Source organism: Escherichia sp. WS1118 (assembly GCF_046487695.1).
Taxonomy (GTDB): domain Bacteria; phylum Pseudomonadota; class Gammaproteobacteria; order Enterobacterales; family Enterobacteriaceae; genus Escherichia; species Escherichia coli.
The window spans coordinates 21,836-39,104 of record NZ_JBJQIZ010000011.1 but is presented as its reverse complement, the minus strand read 5'-3'; the positions used below and the strand labels follow the sequence as shown (position 1 = coordinate 39,104).

The 17,269-nt window shown below is 52.3% G+C and carries 17 protein-coding genes; 11 read left to right on the top strand and 6 right to left on the bottom strand.

Features of this window, described 5'->3' with window-relative positions; all coding sequences use genetic code 11:
• Positions 1 to 7 precede the first annotated feature (7 nt).
• The 11 genes from rpe to ACJHYO_RS18360 all read left to right on the top strand — a co-directional run bounded on the left by rpe (position 8) and on the right by ACJHYO_RS18360 (position 10,003).
• On the top strand, positions 8 to 685 hold the full coding sequence (rpe, locus tag ACJHYO_RS18410; RefSeq protein WP_000816280.1) for a ribulose-phosphate 3-epimerase: 678 nt from the start codon (positions 8 to 10) through the stop codon (positions 683 to 685).
• The gene (gene gph, locus ACJHYO_RS18405) at positions 678 to 1,436 is read left to right on the top strand and encodes a phosphoglycolate phosphatase (protein ID WP_001031712.1); all 759 of its coding nucleotides are present in this window, start codon (positions 678 to 680) and stop codon (positions 1,434 to 1,436) included. Before rpe ends, gph begins: the two co-directional genes overlap by 8 nt.
• Complete coding sequence (trpS, locus tag ACJHYO_RS18400; RefSeq protein ID WP_000165543.1) at positions 1,429 to 2,433, top strand: tryptophan--tRNA ligase; 1,005 nt, start codon at positions 1,429 to 1,431, stop codon at positions 2,431 to 2,433. The genes gph and trpS overlap by 8 nt, the downstream gene beginning before the upstream one ends.
• 159 nt (positions 2,434 to 2,592) lie before the next feature.
• A complete protein-coding gene (gene yhfZ, locus ACJHYO_RS18395) occupies positions 2,593 to 3,498 on the top strand; it encodes a GntR family transcriptional regulator YhfZ (protein WP_001254831.1) in 906 nt (301 codons plus the stop codon).
• 16 nt (positions 3,499 to 3,514) lie between these two features.
• Positions 3,515 to 3,877 carry a hypothetical protein gene (locus tag ACJHYO_RS18390; protein WP_001296472.1) on the top strand — a complete coding sequence of 121 codons (363 nt, stop codon included), beginning with the start codon at positions 3,515 to 3,517 and terminating at the stop codon, positions 3,875 to 3,877.
• 83 nt (positions 3,878 to 3,960) lie between these two features.
• Positions 3,961 to 5,124 (top strand): YhfX family PLP-dependent enzyme, encoded by a 1,164-nt coding sequence (locus ACJHYO_RS18385; protein ID WP_001356900.1) that lies wholly within the window; start codon positions 3,961 to 3,963, stop codon positions 5,122 to 5,124.
• Entirely contained in the window at positions 5,125 to 6,351 is a 1,227-nt protein-coding gene (locus ACJHYO_RS18380; protein ID WP_000090646.1) for a phosphopentomutase, read from the top strand.
• Positions 6,348 to 7,226 carry a phosphotriesterase-related protein gene (locus tag ACJHYO_RS18375; RefSeq protein ID WP_000006983.1) on the top strand — a complete coding sequence of 293 codons (879 nt, stop codon included), beginning with the start codon at positions 6,348 to 6,350 and terminating at the stop codon, positions 7,224 to 7,226. Before ACJHYO_RS18380 ends, ACJHYO_RS18375 begins: the two co-directional genes overlap by 4 nt.
• A gap of 10 nt (positions 7,227 to 7,236) precedes the next feature.
• The gene (locus ACJHYO_RS18370) at positions 7,237 to 7,590 is read left to right on the top strand and encodes a DUF2620 domain-containing protein (protein ID WP_000719728.1); all 354 of its coding nucleotides are present in this window, start codon (positions 7,237 to 7,239) and stop codon (positions 7,588 to 7,590) included.
• An 11-nt stretch (positions 7,591 to 7,601) separates the two neighbouring features.
• Positions 7,602 to 8,906 (top strand): YhfT family protein, encoded by a 1,305-nt coding sequence (locus ACJHYO_RS18365; RefSeq protein WP_000366847.1) that lies wholly within the window; start codon positions 7,602 to 7,604, stop codon positions 8,904 to 8,906.
• Positions 8,907 to 8,917: 11 nt separating this feature from the next.
• The gene (locus ACJHYO_RS18360; RefSeq protein WP_000847184.1) at positions 8,918 to 10,003 is read left to right on the top strand and encodes an aminotransferase class I/II-fold pyridoxal phosphate-dependent enzyme; all 1,086 of its coding nucleotides are present in this window, start codon (positions 8,918 to 8,920) and stop codon (positions 10,001 to 10,003) included.
• Positions 10,004 to 10,110: 107 nt separating this feature from the next.
• Here the strand turns inward: ACJHYO_RS18360 and ACJHYO_RS18355 are convergent, their stop codons facing one another.
• The 6 genes from ACJHYO_RS18355 to tsgA form a co-directional block, all read right to left on the bottom strand.
• Positions 10,111 to 10,278 (bottom strand): YhfL family protein, encoded by a 168-nt coding sequence (locus ACJHYO_RS18355; protein ID WP_001031834.1) that lies wholly within the window; start codon positions 10,276 to 10,278, stop codon positions 10,111 to 10,113.
• Between the two features lie 251 nt (positions 10,279 to 10,529).
• On the bottom strand, positions 10,530 to 11,903 hold the full coding sequence (gene cysG, locus ACJHYO_RS18350; protein ID WP_000349860.1) for a siroheme synthase CysG: 1,374 nt from the start codon (positions 11,901 to 11,903) through the stop codon (positions 10,530 to 10,532).
• 18 nt (positions 11,904 to 11,921) lie between these two features.
• Positions 11,922 to 12,728, bottom strand: a complete 807-nt coding sequence (gene nirC / locus ACJHYO_RS18345; protein ID WP_000493588.1) for a nitrite transporter NirC — start codon at positions 12,726 to 12,728, stop codon at positions 11,922 to 11,924.
• Between the two features lie 125 nt (positions 12,729 to 12,853).
• Complete coding sequence (gene nirD, locus ACJHYO_RS18340) at positions 12,854 to 13,180, bottom strand: nitrite reductase small subunit NirD (RefSeq protein ID WP_000084762.1); 327 nt, start codon at positions 13,178 to 13,180, stop codon at positions 12,854 to 12,856.
• Positions 13,177 to 15,720, bottom strand: a complete 2,544-nt coding sequence (gene nirB, locus ACJHYO_RS18335) for an NADPH-nitrite reductase large subunit (RefSeq protein ID WP_000049213.1) — start codon at positions 15,718 to 15,720, stop codon at positions 13,177 to 13,179. Before nirB ends, nirD begins: the two co-directional genes overlap by 4 nt.
• A 261-nt stretch (positions 15,721 to 15,981) precedes the next feature.
• Positions 15,982 to 17,163: an MFS transporter TsgA gene (tsgA, locus tag ACJHYO_RS18330; RefSeq protein ID WP_000185247.1), complete on the bottom strand. Its 1,182-nt coding sequence runs from the start codon at positions 17,161 to 17,163 to the stop codon at positions 15,982 to 15,984.
• Between the last annotated feature and the right edge of the window lie 106 nt (positions 17,164 to 17,269).

Sequence of the window (17,269 nt, the reverse complement as noted above, 5' to 3'; positions counted from 1 at the left end):
GAAGCGGATGAAACAGTATTTGATTGCCCCCTCAATTCTGTCGGCTGATTTTGCCCGCCTGGGTGAAGATACCGCAAAAGCCCTGGCAGCTGGCGCTGATGTCGTGCATTTTGACGTCATGGATAACCACTATGTTCCCAATCTGACGATTGGGCCAATGGTGCTGAAATCCTTGCGTAACTACGGCATTACCGCCCCTATCGACGTACATCTGATGGTGAAACCCGTCGATCGCATTGTGCCTGATTTCGCTGCCGCTGGTGCCAGCATCATTACCTTTCATCCAGAAGCCTCCGAGCATGTTGACCGCACGCTGCAACTGATTAAAGAAAATGGCTGTAAAGCGGGTTTGGTATTTAACCCGGCGACACCTCTGAGTTATCTGGATTACGTGATGGATAAGCTGGATGTGATCCTGCTGATGTCCGTCAATCCTGGTTTCGGCGGTCAGTCTTTCATTCCTCAAACACTGGATAAACTGCGCGAAGTACGTCGTCGTATCGACGAGTCTGGCTTTGACATTCGACTGGAAGTGGACGGTGGCGTGAAGGTGAACAACATTGGCGAAATCGCTGCGGCGGGCGCGGATATGTTTGTTGCTGGTTCGGCAATCTTCGACCAGCCAGACTACAAAAAAGTCATTGATGAAATGCGCAGTGAACTGGCAAAGGTAAGTCATGAATAAGTTTGAAGATATTCGCGGCGTCGCTTTTGATCTCGACGGTACGCTGGTTGACAGTGCTCCCGGTCTTGCTGCTGCGGTAGATATGGCGCTGTATGCGCTGGAGTTGCCTGTCGCAGGTGAAGAACGCGTTATTACCTGGATTGGTAACGGCGCAGATATTCTGATGGAGCGCGCATTGACCTGGGCGCGTCAGGAACGTGCGACTCTGCGTAAAACAATGGGTAAACCGCCCGTTGATGACGACATTCCGGCAGAAGAACAGGTACGTATCCTGCGTAAACTGTTCGATCGCTACTATGGCGAGGTTGCCGAAGAGGGGACGTTTTTGTTCCCGCACGTTGCCGATACGTTGGGCGCGTTGCAGGCTAAAGGCCTGCCGCTAGGCCTGGTCACCAACAAACCGACGCCGTTCGTCGCGCCGCTGCTCGAAGCCTTAGATATCGCCAAATACTTCAGCGTGGTGATTGGTGGTGATGATGTGCAAAATAAAAAACCGCACCCGGACCCGCTGCTACTGGTGGCTGAGCGGATGGGCATTGCTCCACAACAGATGCTGTTTGTCGGCGACTCACGCAATGATATTCAGGCGGCAAAAGCGGCAGGTTGTCCATCAGTTGGCTTAACCTACGGATATAACTACGGCGAGGCTATCGATCTCAGCCAGCCTGATGTAATTTATCAGTCTCTAAATGACCTTCTGCCCGCATTAGGGCTTCCGCATAGCGAAAATCAGGAATCGAAAAATGACTAAGCCCATCGTTTTTAGTGGCGCACAGCCCTCAGGTGAATTGACCATTGGTAACTACATGGGTGCGCTGCGTCAGTGGGTAAACATGCAGGATGACTACCATTGCATTTACTGTATCGTTGACCAACACGCGATCACCGTGCGCCAGGATGCGCAGAAGCTGCGTAAAGCGACGCTGGATACGCTGGCGTTGTATCTGGCTTGTGGTATCGATCCTGAGAAAAGCACCATTTTTGTTCAGTCCCACGTGCCGGAACATGCGCAGTTAGGCTGGGCACTGAACTGCTATACCTACTTCGGCGAACTGAGCCGCATGACGCAGTTTAAAGATAAATCTGCGCGTTATGCCGAGAACATCAACGCTGGTCTGTTTGACTATCCGGTGCTGATGGCTGCGGACATCCTGCTGTATCAAACTAATCTGGTGCCGGTGGGTGAAGACCAGAAACAGCACCTGGAACTGAGCCGCGATATCGCCCAGCGTTTCAACGCGTTGTACGGCGATATCTTTAAGGTGCCAGAGCCGTTTATTCCGAAATCTGGCGCGCGCGTAATGTCGCTACTGGAGCCGACCAAGAAAATGTCCAAGTCTGACGATAACCGCAATAACGTTATCGGCCTGCTGGAAGATCCGAAATCGGTAGTGAAGAAAATCAAACGCGCGGTCACTGACTCCGACGAGCCGCCGGTAGTTCGCTACGATGTGCAGAACAAAGCGGGCGTTTCCAACCTGCTGGATATCCTTTCTGCGGTAACGGGCCAGAGCATCCCGGAACTGGAAAAACAGTTCGAAGGCAAGATGTATGGTCATCTGAAAGGTGAAGTGGCTGATGCCGTTTCCGGTATGCTGACTGAATTGCAGGAACGTTACCACCGTTTCCGCAACGATGAAGCCTTCCTGCAACAGGTGATGAAAGACGGCGCAGAAAAAGCCAGCGCACACGCTTCCCGTACGCTAAAAGCGGTGTACGAAGCGATTGGTTTTGTGGCGAAGCCGTAATTTAACATTAATGCCAAAAACCGGGGAAACCCGGTTTTTTTATCCTCATTTGCAATAATCCGAAAAAATGTGAAGCGCCTCGCCGTTTCCACATCTCGTTGTTGCGCCTTATCTTCAAATTCCTGAAGATATAAACATTCATTTTATTGAAAATATATTATGCGTCGAACGTTTATCAAAAAAGAAGGCGTCGTTATCACGACACTGGCCCGTTATTTGTTGGGTGAAAAGTGCGGTAATCGACTGAAAACCATAGATGAGCTGGCAACTGAATGCCGTTCATCGGTTGGCCTGACGCAGGCCGCGTTGAAAACGCTGGAATCAAGCGGAGCGATACGGATTGAACGCCGTGGGCGCAATGGCAGTTATCTGGTCGAGATGGATAACAAAGCATTGCTGACTCATGTGGATATCAACAACGTGGTATGTGCGATGCCCTTGCCCTATACCCGTTTGTACGAAGGCCTGGCGAGCGGATTGAAAGCCCAGTTTGATGGCATTCCTTTTTACTATGCGCATATGCGCGGCGCGGATATTCGCGTGGAGTGTTTACTTAACGGCGTGTATGACATGGCGGTGGTTTCGCGACTGGCGGCGGAAAGTTATCTCACGCAAAAAGGATTATGCCTCGCGCTGGAGTTGGGACCGCATACCTACGTTGGCGAGCACCAGTTGATTTGCCGTAAAGGCGAGTCCGCAAACGTGAAGCGCGTGGGGCTGGATAACCGTTCGGCAGATCAGAAAATCATGACCGATGTCTTTTTTGGCGATAGTGATGTGGAACGAGTCGATCTCTCTTATCACGAGAGTTTACAACGCATTGTTAAAGGCGATGTTGATGCGGTTATCTGGAACGTAGTGGCGGAAAACGAACTGACCATGCTGGGATTAGAAGCGACGCCGCTCACAGACGATCCGCGATTTTTACAGGCCACCGAAGCCGTGGTCCTGACGCGAGTCGATGATTACCCAATGCAACAACTGCTGCGTGCAGTTGTTGATAAACATGCCCTGCTTGCTCATCAACAGCGAGTAGTCAGTGGGGAACAGGAACCCAGTTATTAAACGAAAGGCATCTGATATGGAAACCAGACTCAACCTGCTTTGCGATGCAGGCGTTATTGATAAGGACATCTGCAAAGGCATGATGCAGGTCGTCAATGTACTGGAAACAGAGTGCCATCTACCGGTGCGCAGTGAGCAAGGAACGATGGCGATGACACATATGGCGAGTGCACTGATGCGCAGTCGCCGTGGTGAAGAAATAGAGCCGCTGGATGACGAATTGCTGGCGGAACTGGCGCAATCCAGCCACTGGCAAGCCGTTGTGCAATTGCATCAGGTGTTGTTGAAGGAATTTGCACTGGAAGTTAACCCGTGTGAAGAAGGCTATTTGCTGGCCAACCTTTATGGATTATGGATGGCTGCTAACGAAGAGGTTTGAAGCTCCCGATAAATCCACGTCGTACAACCTAAATATTCAAAAAAATGAATATTTAATTCAAGGAACAGAAACGAGGCAACAAGATGTTTGTAGAAGCATTGAAACGCCAGAACCCGGCGCTGATTTCCGCCGCACTAAGTTTGTGGCAGCAGGGCAAGATCGCCCCGGACAGTTGGGTGATCGACGTGGATCAAGTTCTGGAAAACGGCAAGCGGCTGATTGAGACGGCGCGGCTTTACGGCATTGAACTGTATCTGATGACCAAACAATTCGGTCGTAATCCGTGGCTGGCAGAAAAACTGTTGGCTCTGGGCTACAGCGGCATTGTGGCGGTGGATTACAAAGAGGCGCGAGTCATGCGCCGCGCCTGTTTGCCGGTAGCGCATCAGGGGCATTTGGTACAAATCCCTTGTCATCAGGTGGTTGACGCCGTTGCACAGGGAACCGACGTCATCACCGTGTTTACTCTCGACAAAGCGCGGGAAGTTTCTGCGGCAGCGGTGGAGGCCGGACGTGTGCAGTCTGTGCTGCTCAAAGTTTATAGCGACGATGATTTTCTTTATCCGGGGCAGGAGAGCGGTTTTGTACAGCATTCGCTGCACGAGGTGGTTGCTGAAATCCAGAATCTGCCGGGGCTACATTTGGCGGGACTTACCCATTTCCCTTGCCTGCTTTGGGATGAGGCTGCCGGGAAAGTTTTGCCGACACCGAATCTTCACACGCTGGTACAAGCACGGGATCAACTGGCGAAATCTGGTATTGCGATTGAGCAACTGAACGCACCTTCAGCGACCAGCTGCACGTCGCTGCCATTGCTGGCGGAATACGGTGTGACTCATACCGAACCCGGTCATGCGCTGACGGGCACTATTCCGGCAAATCAACAGGGCGATCAGCCTGAACGTATCGCGATGCTCTGGTTAAGTGAAATCTCCCATCATTTCCGTGGCGACAGCTACTGCTACGGCGGCGGTTACTACCGTCGTGGTCACGCGCAACATGCGCTGGTGTTTACGCCAGAAAATCAAAGAATTACTGAAACATATCTCAACGCCGTGGATGACAGCAGTATCGACTACACCCTGCCGCTGGCAGGCGAGCATCCGGTAAGTAGTGCAGTGGTGCTCTGTTTTCGCACGCAGATTTTTATCACCCGTAGCGATGTGGTGCTGGTGTCCGGTATTCACCATGGCGAACCAGAAATAGTTGGTCGTTATGACAGCCTTGGCAACCCTCTGGAGGCGTAAATGGCGCGATTTGTGGTGTTAGTGATTGATAGCTTTGGCGTAGGGGCAATGAAAGATGTCACGTTGGTGCGTCCGCAGGATGCCGGGGCGAATACCTGTGGTCATATCCTGAGCCAGTTGCCGCATTTGCAGCTACCAACGCTGGAGACGCTGGGGCTAATCAACGCATTGGGTTATGCGCCTGGCGATATGCAGCCGTCAGACTCCGCAACCTGGGGCGTGGCAGAGCTGCAACATGAAGGTGGCGATACCTTTATGGGGCATCAGGAGATTTTAGGTACGCGCCCATTACCGCCGCTGCGGATGCCCTTTCGTGATGTGATTGACCGTGTTGAGCAGGCATTAGTTTCCGCTGGCTGGCAGGTTGAGCGTCGTGGCGATGATCTGCAATTTCTGTGGGTCAATCAGGCGGTTGCGATTGGCGATAATCTCGAGGCGGATTTAGGCCAGGTCTATAACATCACCGCCAATCTCTCTGTGATCTCTTTTGACGACGCAATCAAAATGGGTCGTATCGTGCGTGAGCAGGTACAGGTCGGTCGGGTCATTACATTTGGTGGCCTGTTAACCGACAGCCAGTGCATCCTCGATGCCGCAGAAAGCAAAGAAGGGCGCTTTATTGGCATCAATGCGCCGCGTTCTGGCGCCTATGACAACGGTTTCCAGGTCGTACATATGGGCTACGGTGTCGATGAAAAAGTGCAGGTACCGCAAAAACTGTATGAAGCGGGCGTGCCAACCGTGCTGGTGGGTAAGGTGGCAGATATCGTCAGCAATCCTTATGGCGTGAGCTGGCAAAACCTGGTGGATAGCCAGCGGATTATGGATATCACCCTCAACGAATTTAACACCTATCCGACGGCGTTTATTTGTACCAATATCCAGGAAACCGACCTCGCTGGTCATGCAGAAGACGTCGCACGTTATGCCGAACGTTTGCAGGTCGTTGACCGTAACCTTGCCCGGCTTGTTGAGGCGATGCAGCCAGATGATTGCCTGGTCGTGATGGCGGATCACGGTAACGATCCGACCATTGGTCACAGCCACCATACCCGCGAAGTGGTGCCAGTGCTGGTTTATCAGCAAGGACTGGTCGCTACGCAGCTCGGTGTGCGCACCACGCTTTCTGATGTGGGGGCTACCGTGTGTGAATTTTTCCGTGCGCCACCACCACAAAATGGTCGCTCTTTTCTTTCCTCCTTCCGGTTTGCAGGAGACACCCTATGAGTTTTGATCCGACGGGCTACACGCTCGCCCATGAGCATCTGCATATTGATCTTTCCGGCTTTAAAAACAACGTGGACTGCCGCCTTGATCAGTATGCGTTCATTTGCCAGGAGATGAACGACCTGATGGCCCGGGGCGTGCGTAATGTGATTGAGATGACCAACCGTTACATGGGGCGCAATGCGCAATTTATGCTCGATGTAATGCGCGAAACCGGGATCAACGTGGTGGCCTGTACCGGTTATTACCAGGACGCGTTTTTCCCGGAACATGTGGCGACCCGCAGCGTGCAGGAACTGGCGCAGGAGATGGTCGATGAAATTGAGCAGGGTATCGATGGCACTGACCTGAAAGCCGGGATCATCGCGGAGATTGGCTCCAGCGAAGGGAAGATTACGCCGCTGGAAGAGAAGGTGTTTATTGCCGCCGCGCTGGCACATAACCAGACCGGACGCCCGATCTCCACGCATACGTCGTTCAGCACGATGGGGCTAGAGCAACTGGCTCTGTTGCAAGCCCACGGAGTTGATCTTTCGCGCGTCACCGTCGGCCACTGCGATCTGAAAGACAATCTCGACAACATTTTGAAGATGATCGATCTCGGCGCGTATGTGCAGTTCGACACCATCGGCAAGAACAGTTACTACCCGGACGAAAAGCGCATTGCGATGCTCCATGCGCTACGTGACCGTGGGTTGCTGAACCGCGTCATGCTGTCGATGGATATTACGCGGCGCTCTCATTTAAAAGCCAACGGTGGTTATGGCTATGACTTTTTATTGACCACCTTTATTCCGCAATTGCGCCAGTCAGGATTCAGTCAGGCCGATGTGGATGTGATGTTACGTGAAAATCCCTCTCAATTTTTCCAATAAGGACAGACTCATGAAAAAGATTGGCGTTGCAGGCTTACAGCGTGAGCAGATTAAAAAAACCATTGAAGCGACGGCTCCTGGCTGTTTTGAAGTTTTCATTCACAACGACATGGAAGCGGCAATGAAAGTGAAATCCGGGCAACTGGATTACTACATCGGCGCGTGTAATACCGGTGCGGGCGCGGCCTTGTCGATTGCTATCGCGGTGATTGGCTATAACAAAAGTTGCACCATTGCCAAGCCGGGCATTAAAGCGAAAGACGAACATATCGCCAAAATGATCGCTGAAGGAAAAGTGGCGTTTGGCCTTTCCGTTGAGCACGTTGAACACGCGATTCCGATGCTGATTAACCATCTGAAATAAAAGGCACGACTATGGATCTGTATATTCAGATTATCGTGGTGGCGTGCCTGACGGGTATGACATCGCTTCTGGCGCATCGCTCGGCGGCCGTTTTTCATGACGGTATCCGCCCGATCCTGCCACAACTGATTGAAGGCTATATGAACCGTCGCGAGGCGGGGAGTATCGCTTTTGGTCTGAGCATTGGTTTTGTGGCCTCGGTGGGGATCTCTTTTACCCTGAAAACCGGGCTGCTCAACGCATGGTTACTCTTTCTTCCTACCGATATCCTCGGCGTACTGGCGATAAACAGCCTGATGGCGTTTGGTCTTGGTGCTATCTGGGGAATATTGATCCTCACCTGTCTGTTGCCAGTAAACCAGCTGCTGACCGCGCTACCGGTGGATGTATTAGGTAGCCTGGGGGAATTAAGCTCGCCGGTGGTTTCAGCTTTTGCACTGTTCCCGTTGGTGGCGATTTTCTACCAGTTTGGCTGGAAGCAAAGTCTGATCGCCGCCGTGGTGGTACTGATGACTCGTGTGGTGGTAGTGCGCTATTTCCCACATCTTAACCCTGAATCCATCGAAATCTTTATTGGCATGGTGATGCTGCTGGGGATCGCAATAACTCATGACCTGCGCCATCGTGATGAAAATGATATCGATGCCAGCGGTATGTCGGTGTTTGAAGAGCGTACATCACGGATTATCAAAAACTTACCGTATATCGCCATCGTGGGTGCATTGATTGCTGCCGTTGCCAGCATGAAGATTTTCGCCGGTAGTGAAGTGTCGATCTTCACACTGGAGAAAGCGTACTCCGCAGGCGTAACGCCGGAACAATCGCAAACACTAATCAACCAGGCGGCACTGGCAGAATTTATGCGCGGGCTGGGTTTTGTGCCGTTGATTGCCACCACCGCGTTAGCCACCGGTGTGTATGCAGTTGCGGGCTTTACCTTTGTTTATGCGGTGGGCTATCTCTCGCCGAATCCGATGGTTGCAGCGGTATTAGGCGCAGTGGTTATTTCGGCGGAAGTCTTGCTGCTTCGTTCGATCGGCAAATGGTTGGGGCGCTACCCGTCGGTACGTAATGCGTCGGATAACATCCGTAACGCCATGAATATGCTGATGGAAGTGGCGTTGCTGGTCGGTTCGATCTTTGCAGCAATCAAAATGGCGGGCTATACCGGATTCTCTATCGCGGTTGCCATTTACTTCCTCAACGAATCCCTGGGCCGTCCGGTACAGAAAATGGCGGCACCGGTCGTAGCAGTAATGATCACCGGCATCCTGCTGAATGTTCTTTACTGGCTTGGCCTGTTCGTTCCGGCTTAAGGAAGGCACCTATGAAGACGTTTCCTCTGCAAAGCCTGACGCTTATTGAGGCGCAGCAAAAGCAGTTTGCGCTGGTGGACACGATTTGCCGTCATTTTCCTGGCTGCGAGTTTCTTACCTGCGGTGATTTGGGCTTAACGCCGGGGCTAAATCAGCCCCGCATTACCCAGCGTGTGGAACAGGTGCTGGCTGACGCGTTTCACGCACAGGCCGCGGCGCTGGTACAGGGCGCGGGTACTGGCGCGATCCGTGCGGCACTGGCGGCTTTGCTCAAATCGGGGCAGCGTCTTCTGGTGCATGATGCGCCTGTTTACCCGACGACACGGGTTATTATTGAGCAGATGGGGCTAACGCTCATTACGGCTGATTTCAATGATCTGTCGGCACTGAAGCAGGTTGTTGACGAGCAACAACCTGATGCCGCGCTGGTGCAGCATACGCGCCAGCAGCCGCAGGACCGCTATGTGCTGGCAGACGTGCTGGCAACGTTGCGCGCGGCAGGTGTTCCAGCGTTAACCGATGACAACTATGCGGTGATGAAGGTAGCGCGAATCGGCTGCGAATGCGGGGCGAATGTGTCGACATTTTCCTGCTTCAAGCTGTTTGGGCCAGAGGGCGTTGGTGCGGTGGTAGGCGATGCCGATGTTATTAGCCGGATTCGCGCCACGCTCTATTCCGGCGGCAGTCAGATTCAGGGGGCGCAGGCATTAGAGGTGTTGCGTGGTCTGGTGCTCGCGCCAGTGATGCACGCGGTGCAGGCGGGGGTATCTGAACGGTTGCTGGCTTTGCTTAACGGCGGCGCGGTGGCGGAAGTGAAAAGCGCCGTCATTGCCAATGCACAGTCGAAGGTATTGATTGTGGAGTTTCATCAGCCGATTGCCGCCAGAGTGCTGGAAGAGGCGCAGAAACTCGGTGCCTTGCCTTACCCGGTTGGTGCAGAGTCGAAATATGAAATCCCGCCGCTCTTTTATCGACTTTCCGGAACGTTTCGCCAGGCGAATCCGCAGTTAGAACATTGCGCGATTCGCATTAACCCAAATCGCAGCGGTGAAGAGACGATATTGCGGATCTTGCGTGAAAGTATTGCCAGCATTTAATCGTTGTAAACGATATTTTTGAAAAGAATGCAGAAACAAATACGCCCTCGGGTAATCTCGAGGGCGTCAGGCAATTAAACCGGCGTTAGCCGATTTCTGTCAATGGCTTACTGTGCAGTCGGACCGCAACCGCCAATGATTTTAGAAATAGAAATAGCCGGGTGCAGCAGGTAGTCGTAAGAGCAGTTCTTATCACGGTTTTCAATATGACCAGTACATGCAGTTAACGTAGCCAGTACTGCGCCTACCAGTGCAACTTTAATAAATTTGTTCATTTACATTCCCTATGTATTATATATTAATTAATATTCATTGATTATATGAATATAAGCAGACTGCTCATTAAGAACGATACAGGAATATTCAATTAGCGTCAGTGAGCGATTGATTTAATTTTGTAAGTCGCTGTAACGGTGAATATAACCCATTAGCAGACAATATTTATTAAGGGGTTATGTTTTTATCTGCTGAATATATAAAGAGAGTTGTAAACGAAAAAGGCCAGACTTCTCTGGCCTTGGTTAAATTAATGGTTAGAGAACCAGTTCAATTTATCGCGCAGGCCAACAACCCGACCAATAATAATTAGCGATGGACTGTTCATTTGCTGCGCCAGTTCGCCCAGCTGCGTGAGCGTACCGTCAATCACGCGCTGCGTGACTGCCGTTCCGTTTTCGACAATTGCCACCGGCATTTCACCAGGCATACCGTATTCAATCAGCTTTTGCTGAATAGTTGCAGCCTGATTCAGCCCCATATAAAACACCAGCGTCTGTTTTTCTGCCGCCAGGTTTTCCCAGTCCAGCTCGCCACCGGTTTTTAAGTGTCCAGTAATTAAGCGTACGCTCTGGGCATAATCGCGATGCGTGAGCGGAATACCCGAATAGGCAGAGCAACCAGAAGCTGCGGTAATACCCGGAACCACCGAGAATGGAATACCCGCGTTGCACAGTGTTTCCAGCTCTTCTCCGCCACGCCCGAAAATAAACGGATCGCCGCCTTTCAGACGCACCACGCGTTTACCTTTTTGCGCTTCCCGCAGCAGGATCTGGTTAATCTCTTCCTGCGGTACGCAGTGGTATCCCGCGCGTTTGCCGACGAAAACGCGATCAGCATCGCGGCGTACCAGATTCATAATATCGTCAGAAACCAGACGGTCGTAGACCACCACATCTGCCTGCTGAATTTGTTGCAGACCTTTCAGTGTCAGCAGCCCGGCATCGCCCGGACCTGCACCAACTAGCACCACTTCACCGCGATGGTCGAGCGGTTCATTGATTAACTGTTCGGTGGTTTCAGTAATGGCTTTCTGATCGTTGTTGGCCAGCGACTGCGCCAGGCGGTCGTTAACGAACAATTTCTCCCAGAAACGGCGACGCTCACCCATCGTGGCGAACTGTTGTTTCACTCGCCCGCGTAATTGCCCGGCGTATTTCGCTACCTGGCCCAGATGTAACGGCAGCAGTGATTCGAGTTTTTCGCGCAACAGGCGCGCCAGAACCGGAGAGGTGCCGCCAGAGGAGACCGCTACCATGAGCGGCGAGCGGTCAATAATCGACGGCATAATAAAGCTGGCGGCTTTCGGCGCATCGACCACGTTACAGAAGATGCGACGAGCTTCAGCGGCTTCGCTGACGCGCTGGTTAAGCGCGTCATCATCTGTCGCTGCAATCGCCAGCCAGCAGGTGTCGAGAAGGCTTTCATCAAATGGCCCTTCGACGAGGGTTAACATGCCTGCATCTGCCCATGCGGTGAACTGTGGAATAAACGCTAATGCATTCACCGTTAAGCGAGCGCCTGCGTCTAACAGCAACCTTGCTTTGCGTTCCGCGACATCACCACCGCCGACAATCAGACAGTCGCGATCGCGTAATTGGCAAAATATAGGCAAATGATCCACGTAAAAACCCCTTAGTAATTAACCGGCAGCCGTTTCAGTTTGATTAAATTTGTCCGCAACCGGACGATTCGCTTTCGGCGTAGCATACCAATAACCCAATCCCATGAATACGGCACCCGATAAAGTATTACCCAGCGTCACCCACAGCAGGTTATGACCAATGCCCGCCAGCGTGTAGGCTTCGCTGTGGTTGCCGAACCAGGAGAGTGCGAACAGCGTCATGTTAGCGATGGAGTGCTCGTAGCCGGACGCGATAAATGCCAGCAGACACCACCAGATTGCGATAAATTTCGCCGCGCCTTCTGTACGCAATGCCATCCAGATAGCCAGACAAACCAGCCAGTTACACAATGCGCCTTTGAAGAATAATACCATTGCCGGTGCGGTGGTTTTAGCCAGCGCGACGGAGTGAACGATGCTGGTATCTACCGGCAGCAGGCTACCGCCGCCCCAGCTATAAAGCATGGCAACGAAGACGGAACCGACCAGGTTACCCAGCCAGGTTTGCGGCAGGATTGCCCACATTTGCCCGTGGCTGATGGTGCCCGCTTTCACCCCAAAGGTGAGGAACATGGTGTGTCCGGTGAACAATTCAGAACCGGCGATAATCACCAGCGTTAAGGCGATACCAAAGGTCGCGCCCATCACCAGAGGACGTACGGACGGGTCGAGCAAATTACCGAGCGTGAAAATCAGGATGATCCCAAGACCCACATACGCGCCCGCCATGGCGGAGCTGACCCAAAAGCCGAGCGGGTTATTTGCCGACAGGCGTGCAATGCGCGCAGCGTTAGCCGCACACTTAGTAATAGTGTCTGTAAACATTTGATTATCCTTTAAAAAATAAAAACAAAAAATAAAACAAAAAGTTTAAAAAATGTCCTGCAATATACCGAAGGTTATTACAGGACCATGCAAAAAGGGGAGGCATTGCGCCTCCCGTTAAAATATTAACCGCGCAGCTGTACCACGCCGTCTTTCACTCGCGCGTCGTAATGCTTGACGGAAAACTGTTCGTCTTCCATGCACAAGCCGTCGCTTAAGCGAAAACGCTGCTTTTTCAGCGGACTGGCGACCCACAGCTCGCCCTGGTGTTCCGCAATCAACCCGCGTGACAGCACGCTGGACTCGAAGAACGGGTCGATGTTGCTGATCGCAAACACCTGATCGCTGTGATACGGGCGGAAAATTGCTACTTGTTCGTCACCTAACAGCGCGCAGACGCCGGTTTCAGGCAGGATGTCATCGATTTTGCAGATGTCTTTCCACTGGCTCATGCGTTGTCCTCCACCAGAGTTACCGGGATACGTTCATACGGCGTTGCCGGACGGTGCTGTTCGCGCTCTGGCACCATCTGCACGTTCGGGTCACGCTTGTCGCTGTTGATGAAGTGTTTGAAGCGAGTCTGCGCAGACGGCGTATTGACCGTTTCAGTCCATTCGCACACTACCGCTTCCCGCAGGCGCGCCATCTCTTCTTCCAGATGAGCGTTCAGCCCCAGTTTGTCGTCAATGATCACCGCTTTCAGGTAATCGATGCCACCTTCGAGGTTTTCTAACCACGGCGCGGTACGCGTCAGTTTGTCGGCAGTACGGATGTAGAACATCATGAAGCGGTCGAGATATTTGATCAGCGTTTCGCGATCGATATCCGCTGCCAGCAGATCCGCATGACGCGGTTTCATGCCGCCGTTACCGCAAACGTACAGGTTCCAGCCTTTTTCGGTGGCGATAATACCCACGTCTTTACCCTGAGCTTCTGAACATTCACGGGTACAGCCGGAGACACCGAACTTCATTTTGTGCGGCGTACGGATGCCTTTGTAACGGTTTTCCAGTTCCACGCCGAGGCCGACGCTGTCGCCAACACCGTAGCGGCACCAGGTGCTTCCCACGCAGGTTTTCGCCATACGCAGTGCTTTCGCATAGGCATGACCGGTTTCGAAGCCGGCTTCAATCAGTTGACGCCAGATCTCTGGCAGATCGTCTTTCTGTGCGCCAAACATCGCCAGGCGCTGAGAGCCGGTGATTTTGGTGTAGAGATTAAATTCACGCGCGATACGACCCACTGCCATCAGCCCTTCCGGGGTGATTTCACCGCCCGGAGAACGCGGGATCACCGAGTAGGTGCCGTCTTTCTGGATGTTCGCGAGGAAGTTGTCGTTAGAATCCTGCAGCGGAGTATGTTCCGGCTTCAGAATGTATTCGTTCCAGCAGGAGGCCAACAGCGAACCGACGGTCGGTTTACAAACTTCACAACCGTAACCTTTGCCGTGTTTCGCCAGCAGTTCTTCGAAGGTTTTAATGCCTTCAACGCGGATCAAATGGAACAGTTCCTGACGCGAATAAGCAAAGTGTTCACACAGGTTGTTGTTAACTTCGATACCCTGTTTCGCCAGTTCCGCGTTCAGTACCTGAGTGACCAGCGGAATACAACCGCCGCAGCCCGTACCGGCTTTGGTTTCGGCTTTCAGCGCCGCAACGGTGTGGCAGCCTTTGTTGATAGCAGCAATCAGGTCGCCTTTGGTGACGTCGAAGCAGGAGCAGATTTGCGCGCTGTCCGGCAGTTTATCAACACCGATAGACGGCTTACCGCTACCCGAGTGCGCTGGCAGGATCAGGGAATCCGGGTTTTCCGGCAGCTCGATAGCGTTCAGCACCAGTTGCAGCAGGTTGCCGTAGTCGCTGGTATCGCCCACCAGTACCGCACCGAGCAGGGTTTTGTTGTCTTCGCTGACAATCAGGCGTTTGTAGATCTCTTTGCTTTCGTCGAGGTAAACGTAGCTACGTGCGCCAGGCGTGCGACCGTGCGCATCACCAATACCGCCTACGTCTACGCCCAGCAGTTTCAGCTTGGCGCTAAGGTCTGCACCTTCAAAGGCGTTTTCGCTACCAAGAATATGGTCAACGGCGACCTGCGCCATTTTGTAGCCTGGTGCTACCAGACCAAATACACGGTTGTTCCAGCTTGCGCATTCACCGATGGCGTAGATATCCGGATCGGAAGTCTGGCAGGAATCATTTATGACGATACCCCCACGCGGAGCAACGTCCAGACCACACTGGGTTGCCAGCTTATCGCGCGGACGGATACCGGTAGAGAAGACGATAAAGTCGACTTCCAGTTCGCTGCCGTCGGCAAAACGCATGGTTTTACGCGCTTCAACACCTTCCTGCACAATCTCAAGAGTGTTTTTGCTGGTGTGAACGCGCACGCCCATACTTTCGATTTTGCGACGCAGCTGCTCGCCGCCCATCTGATCAAGCTGTTCCGCCATCAGCATAGGGGCAAATTCGATAACGTGGGTTTCAATGCCTAAGTTTTTCAGCGCGCCAGCAGCTTCCAGACCTAACAGGCCGCCACCAACAACGGCACCGCGCTTGCTGCGACGAGCGCAGGATTCAATGGCGTTGAGGTCTTCAATGGTGCGATAGACAAAGCAGTCCTGAGTATCAGAACCTTTAATTGGCGGGATCCACGGGTAGGAACCGGTCGCCATGATCAGCTTGTCATAAAAAACGGTACGTCCGGCGCTGGAGTGAATCACCTTCTCCTGACGGTTGATGGTGATAGCGCGTTCGCCGACCAGAACTTTGATGCCGTGTTTCTCGTAGAAGCCTTCGCGCACCAGCGACAGCTCTTCGGCGGTGTGGTGAGAGAAGTAAGACGAGAGGTGTACGCGGTCATAAGCGATGCGCGGTTCTTCACAGAAAACGGTAATATCAAAGTTGGCCGCATCAGATTTATCAAGAAGATCTTCGATAAAGCGATGGCCGACCATACCGTTACCGATAATTGCGAGTCTGACTTTGCTCATTTTTGCCTCGATTTCTTTTCTATTACCGCCTACCTTAACGATTCAGCAACCCCGCTTATTGATGTAAATCAAATTCACCTTTATATACTCCTTAAGGGGTATATTGCTGATTTGTATAAATTTTCTTAAGTCACGGAATTGTCTGATATTTCATGTTTGTGCAAAAAACAGACAAATTGAACGGATTTATAGAAATAGATGTACGTAGCAGAGTAAGAGAGGAAAAGGCCGGACGACGATAGTGCCGCCCGGCATGAACAATTAATGAGAGGTCAGGGTGTTATGCTGACGGTGACGGCTGACGAAACCTAACAGGAAGCACATCACAAAGACGACAGCGTACAGACCGTTTGCCGTCAGCAGCGCCGCCTGCGGACCACTATGTTCAACAATCGGGCCGGTAACCACAAAGGTCAACATAGTACCGATGGTCCCGCAGGTCAGGACAAAGTTAACCAGTTTTGGCGACGGTACTTTGGTCTGCTGTGAACCCAGGGTGATGATGGTGGTATAGATCGCGCTGGAGAAGAAGCCCAGGGCGAGAATTGACCACGCCATATGTGCCGGTGTTCCGGTGTTAAAGACGTACATCAGAATCGCAGCCAGACCAGCCAGTACGGTCAGAATGCGCTGCAAATCAAAGAAGCGAAGAATAAAGCTGAACGCCCACATGCCGACCATGTACGACATCCAGAAGTTACTTACCAGCGTGCCAGCGTCATTCAGGCTCATACCCAGACCTTTGGCATATTCTGGCACCCAGGAGATAAAACCTAACTGACCGAGGATGTAGCACAGCGCCGCAACAGAGAGAAACAGTACGCCGATCCCCCACTTTTCTTTCTCTACCGGAGCATCCGTTTTTGGCGCATGTTTGCCCAGCGCCGGGAACTCACAGCCGAAGGTCAGAATAAAAATAGCGACATATACCAGCCCGATGCAGGCATAAACCCAGTACCACTCAATGCTACGTGCCAGCAGAAACGCGGCGATCATTGGGAAAATCATCCCGGCCATACTGAAGAAGGAGTCGGTAAATAACAGGCGTGAACCGCGCTGACGTCCTTCATACATTTGTGTTACCAGGAATGTACCAATCGACATGGTGATGCCGCTGACCACCCCGAGAATGAACATCGCCGCCGAGAACAGCGCCAGGCTGTGGCTGAACATCAAACCGGCAACCGCCAGCACCATCAGGAGAAAGCCAAAACGTAACTGCGTTTTCAACGGGACGATTTCCATCAGCCAGGCGTTGAGGAAGATAGAGATTAAAATGCCGGCATTGAGGAAGGTGAAGGTGTTACTCATGCTGGAAACAGGCAGATTGAAATAATCGGCGATATTTCCCATCACCATCCCGGTGACAATAACCAACGCACCGGTCAGTGCGTAGGAAAGAAAGCTAATCCATGTGAGCTTGATGCGATTGCTGTTAGTCATGATTGGCCTGCGTTCAAAAATAAAATGGCATAGCGGGCTATGCCGCGAGCGGGCGATTTTAGGCGATTTTGTGATCTGATTAAATGTTTTATTGCAATCGGTTGCT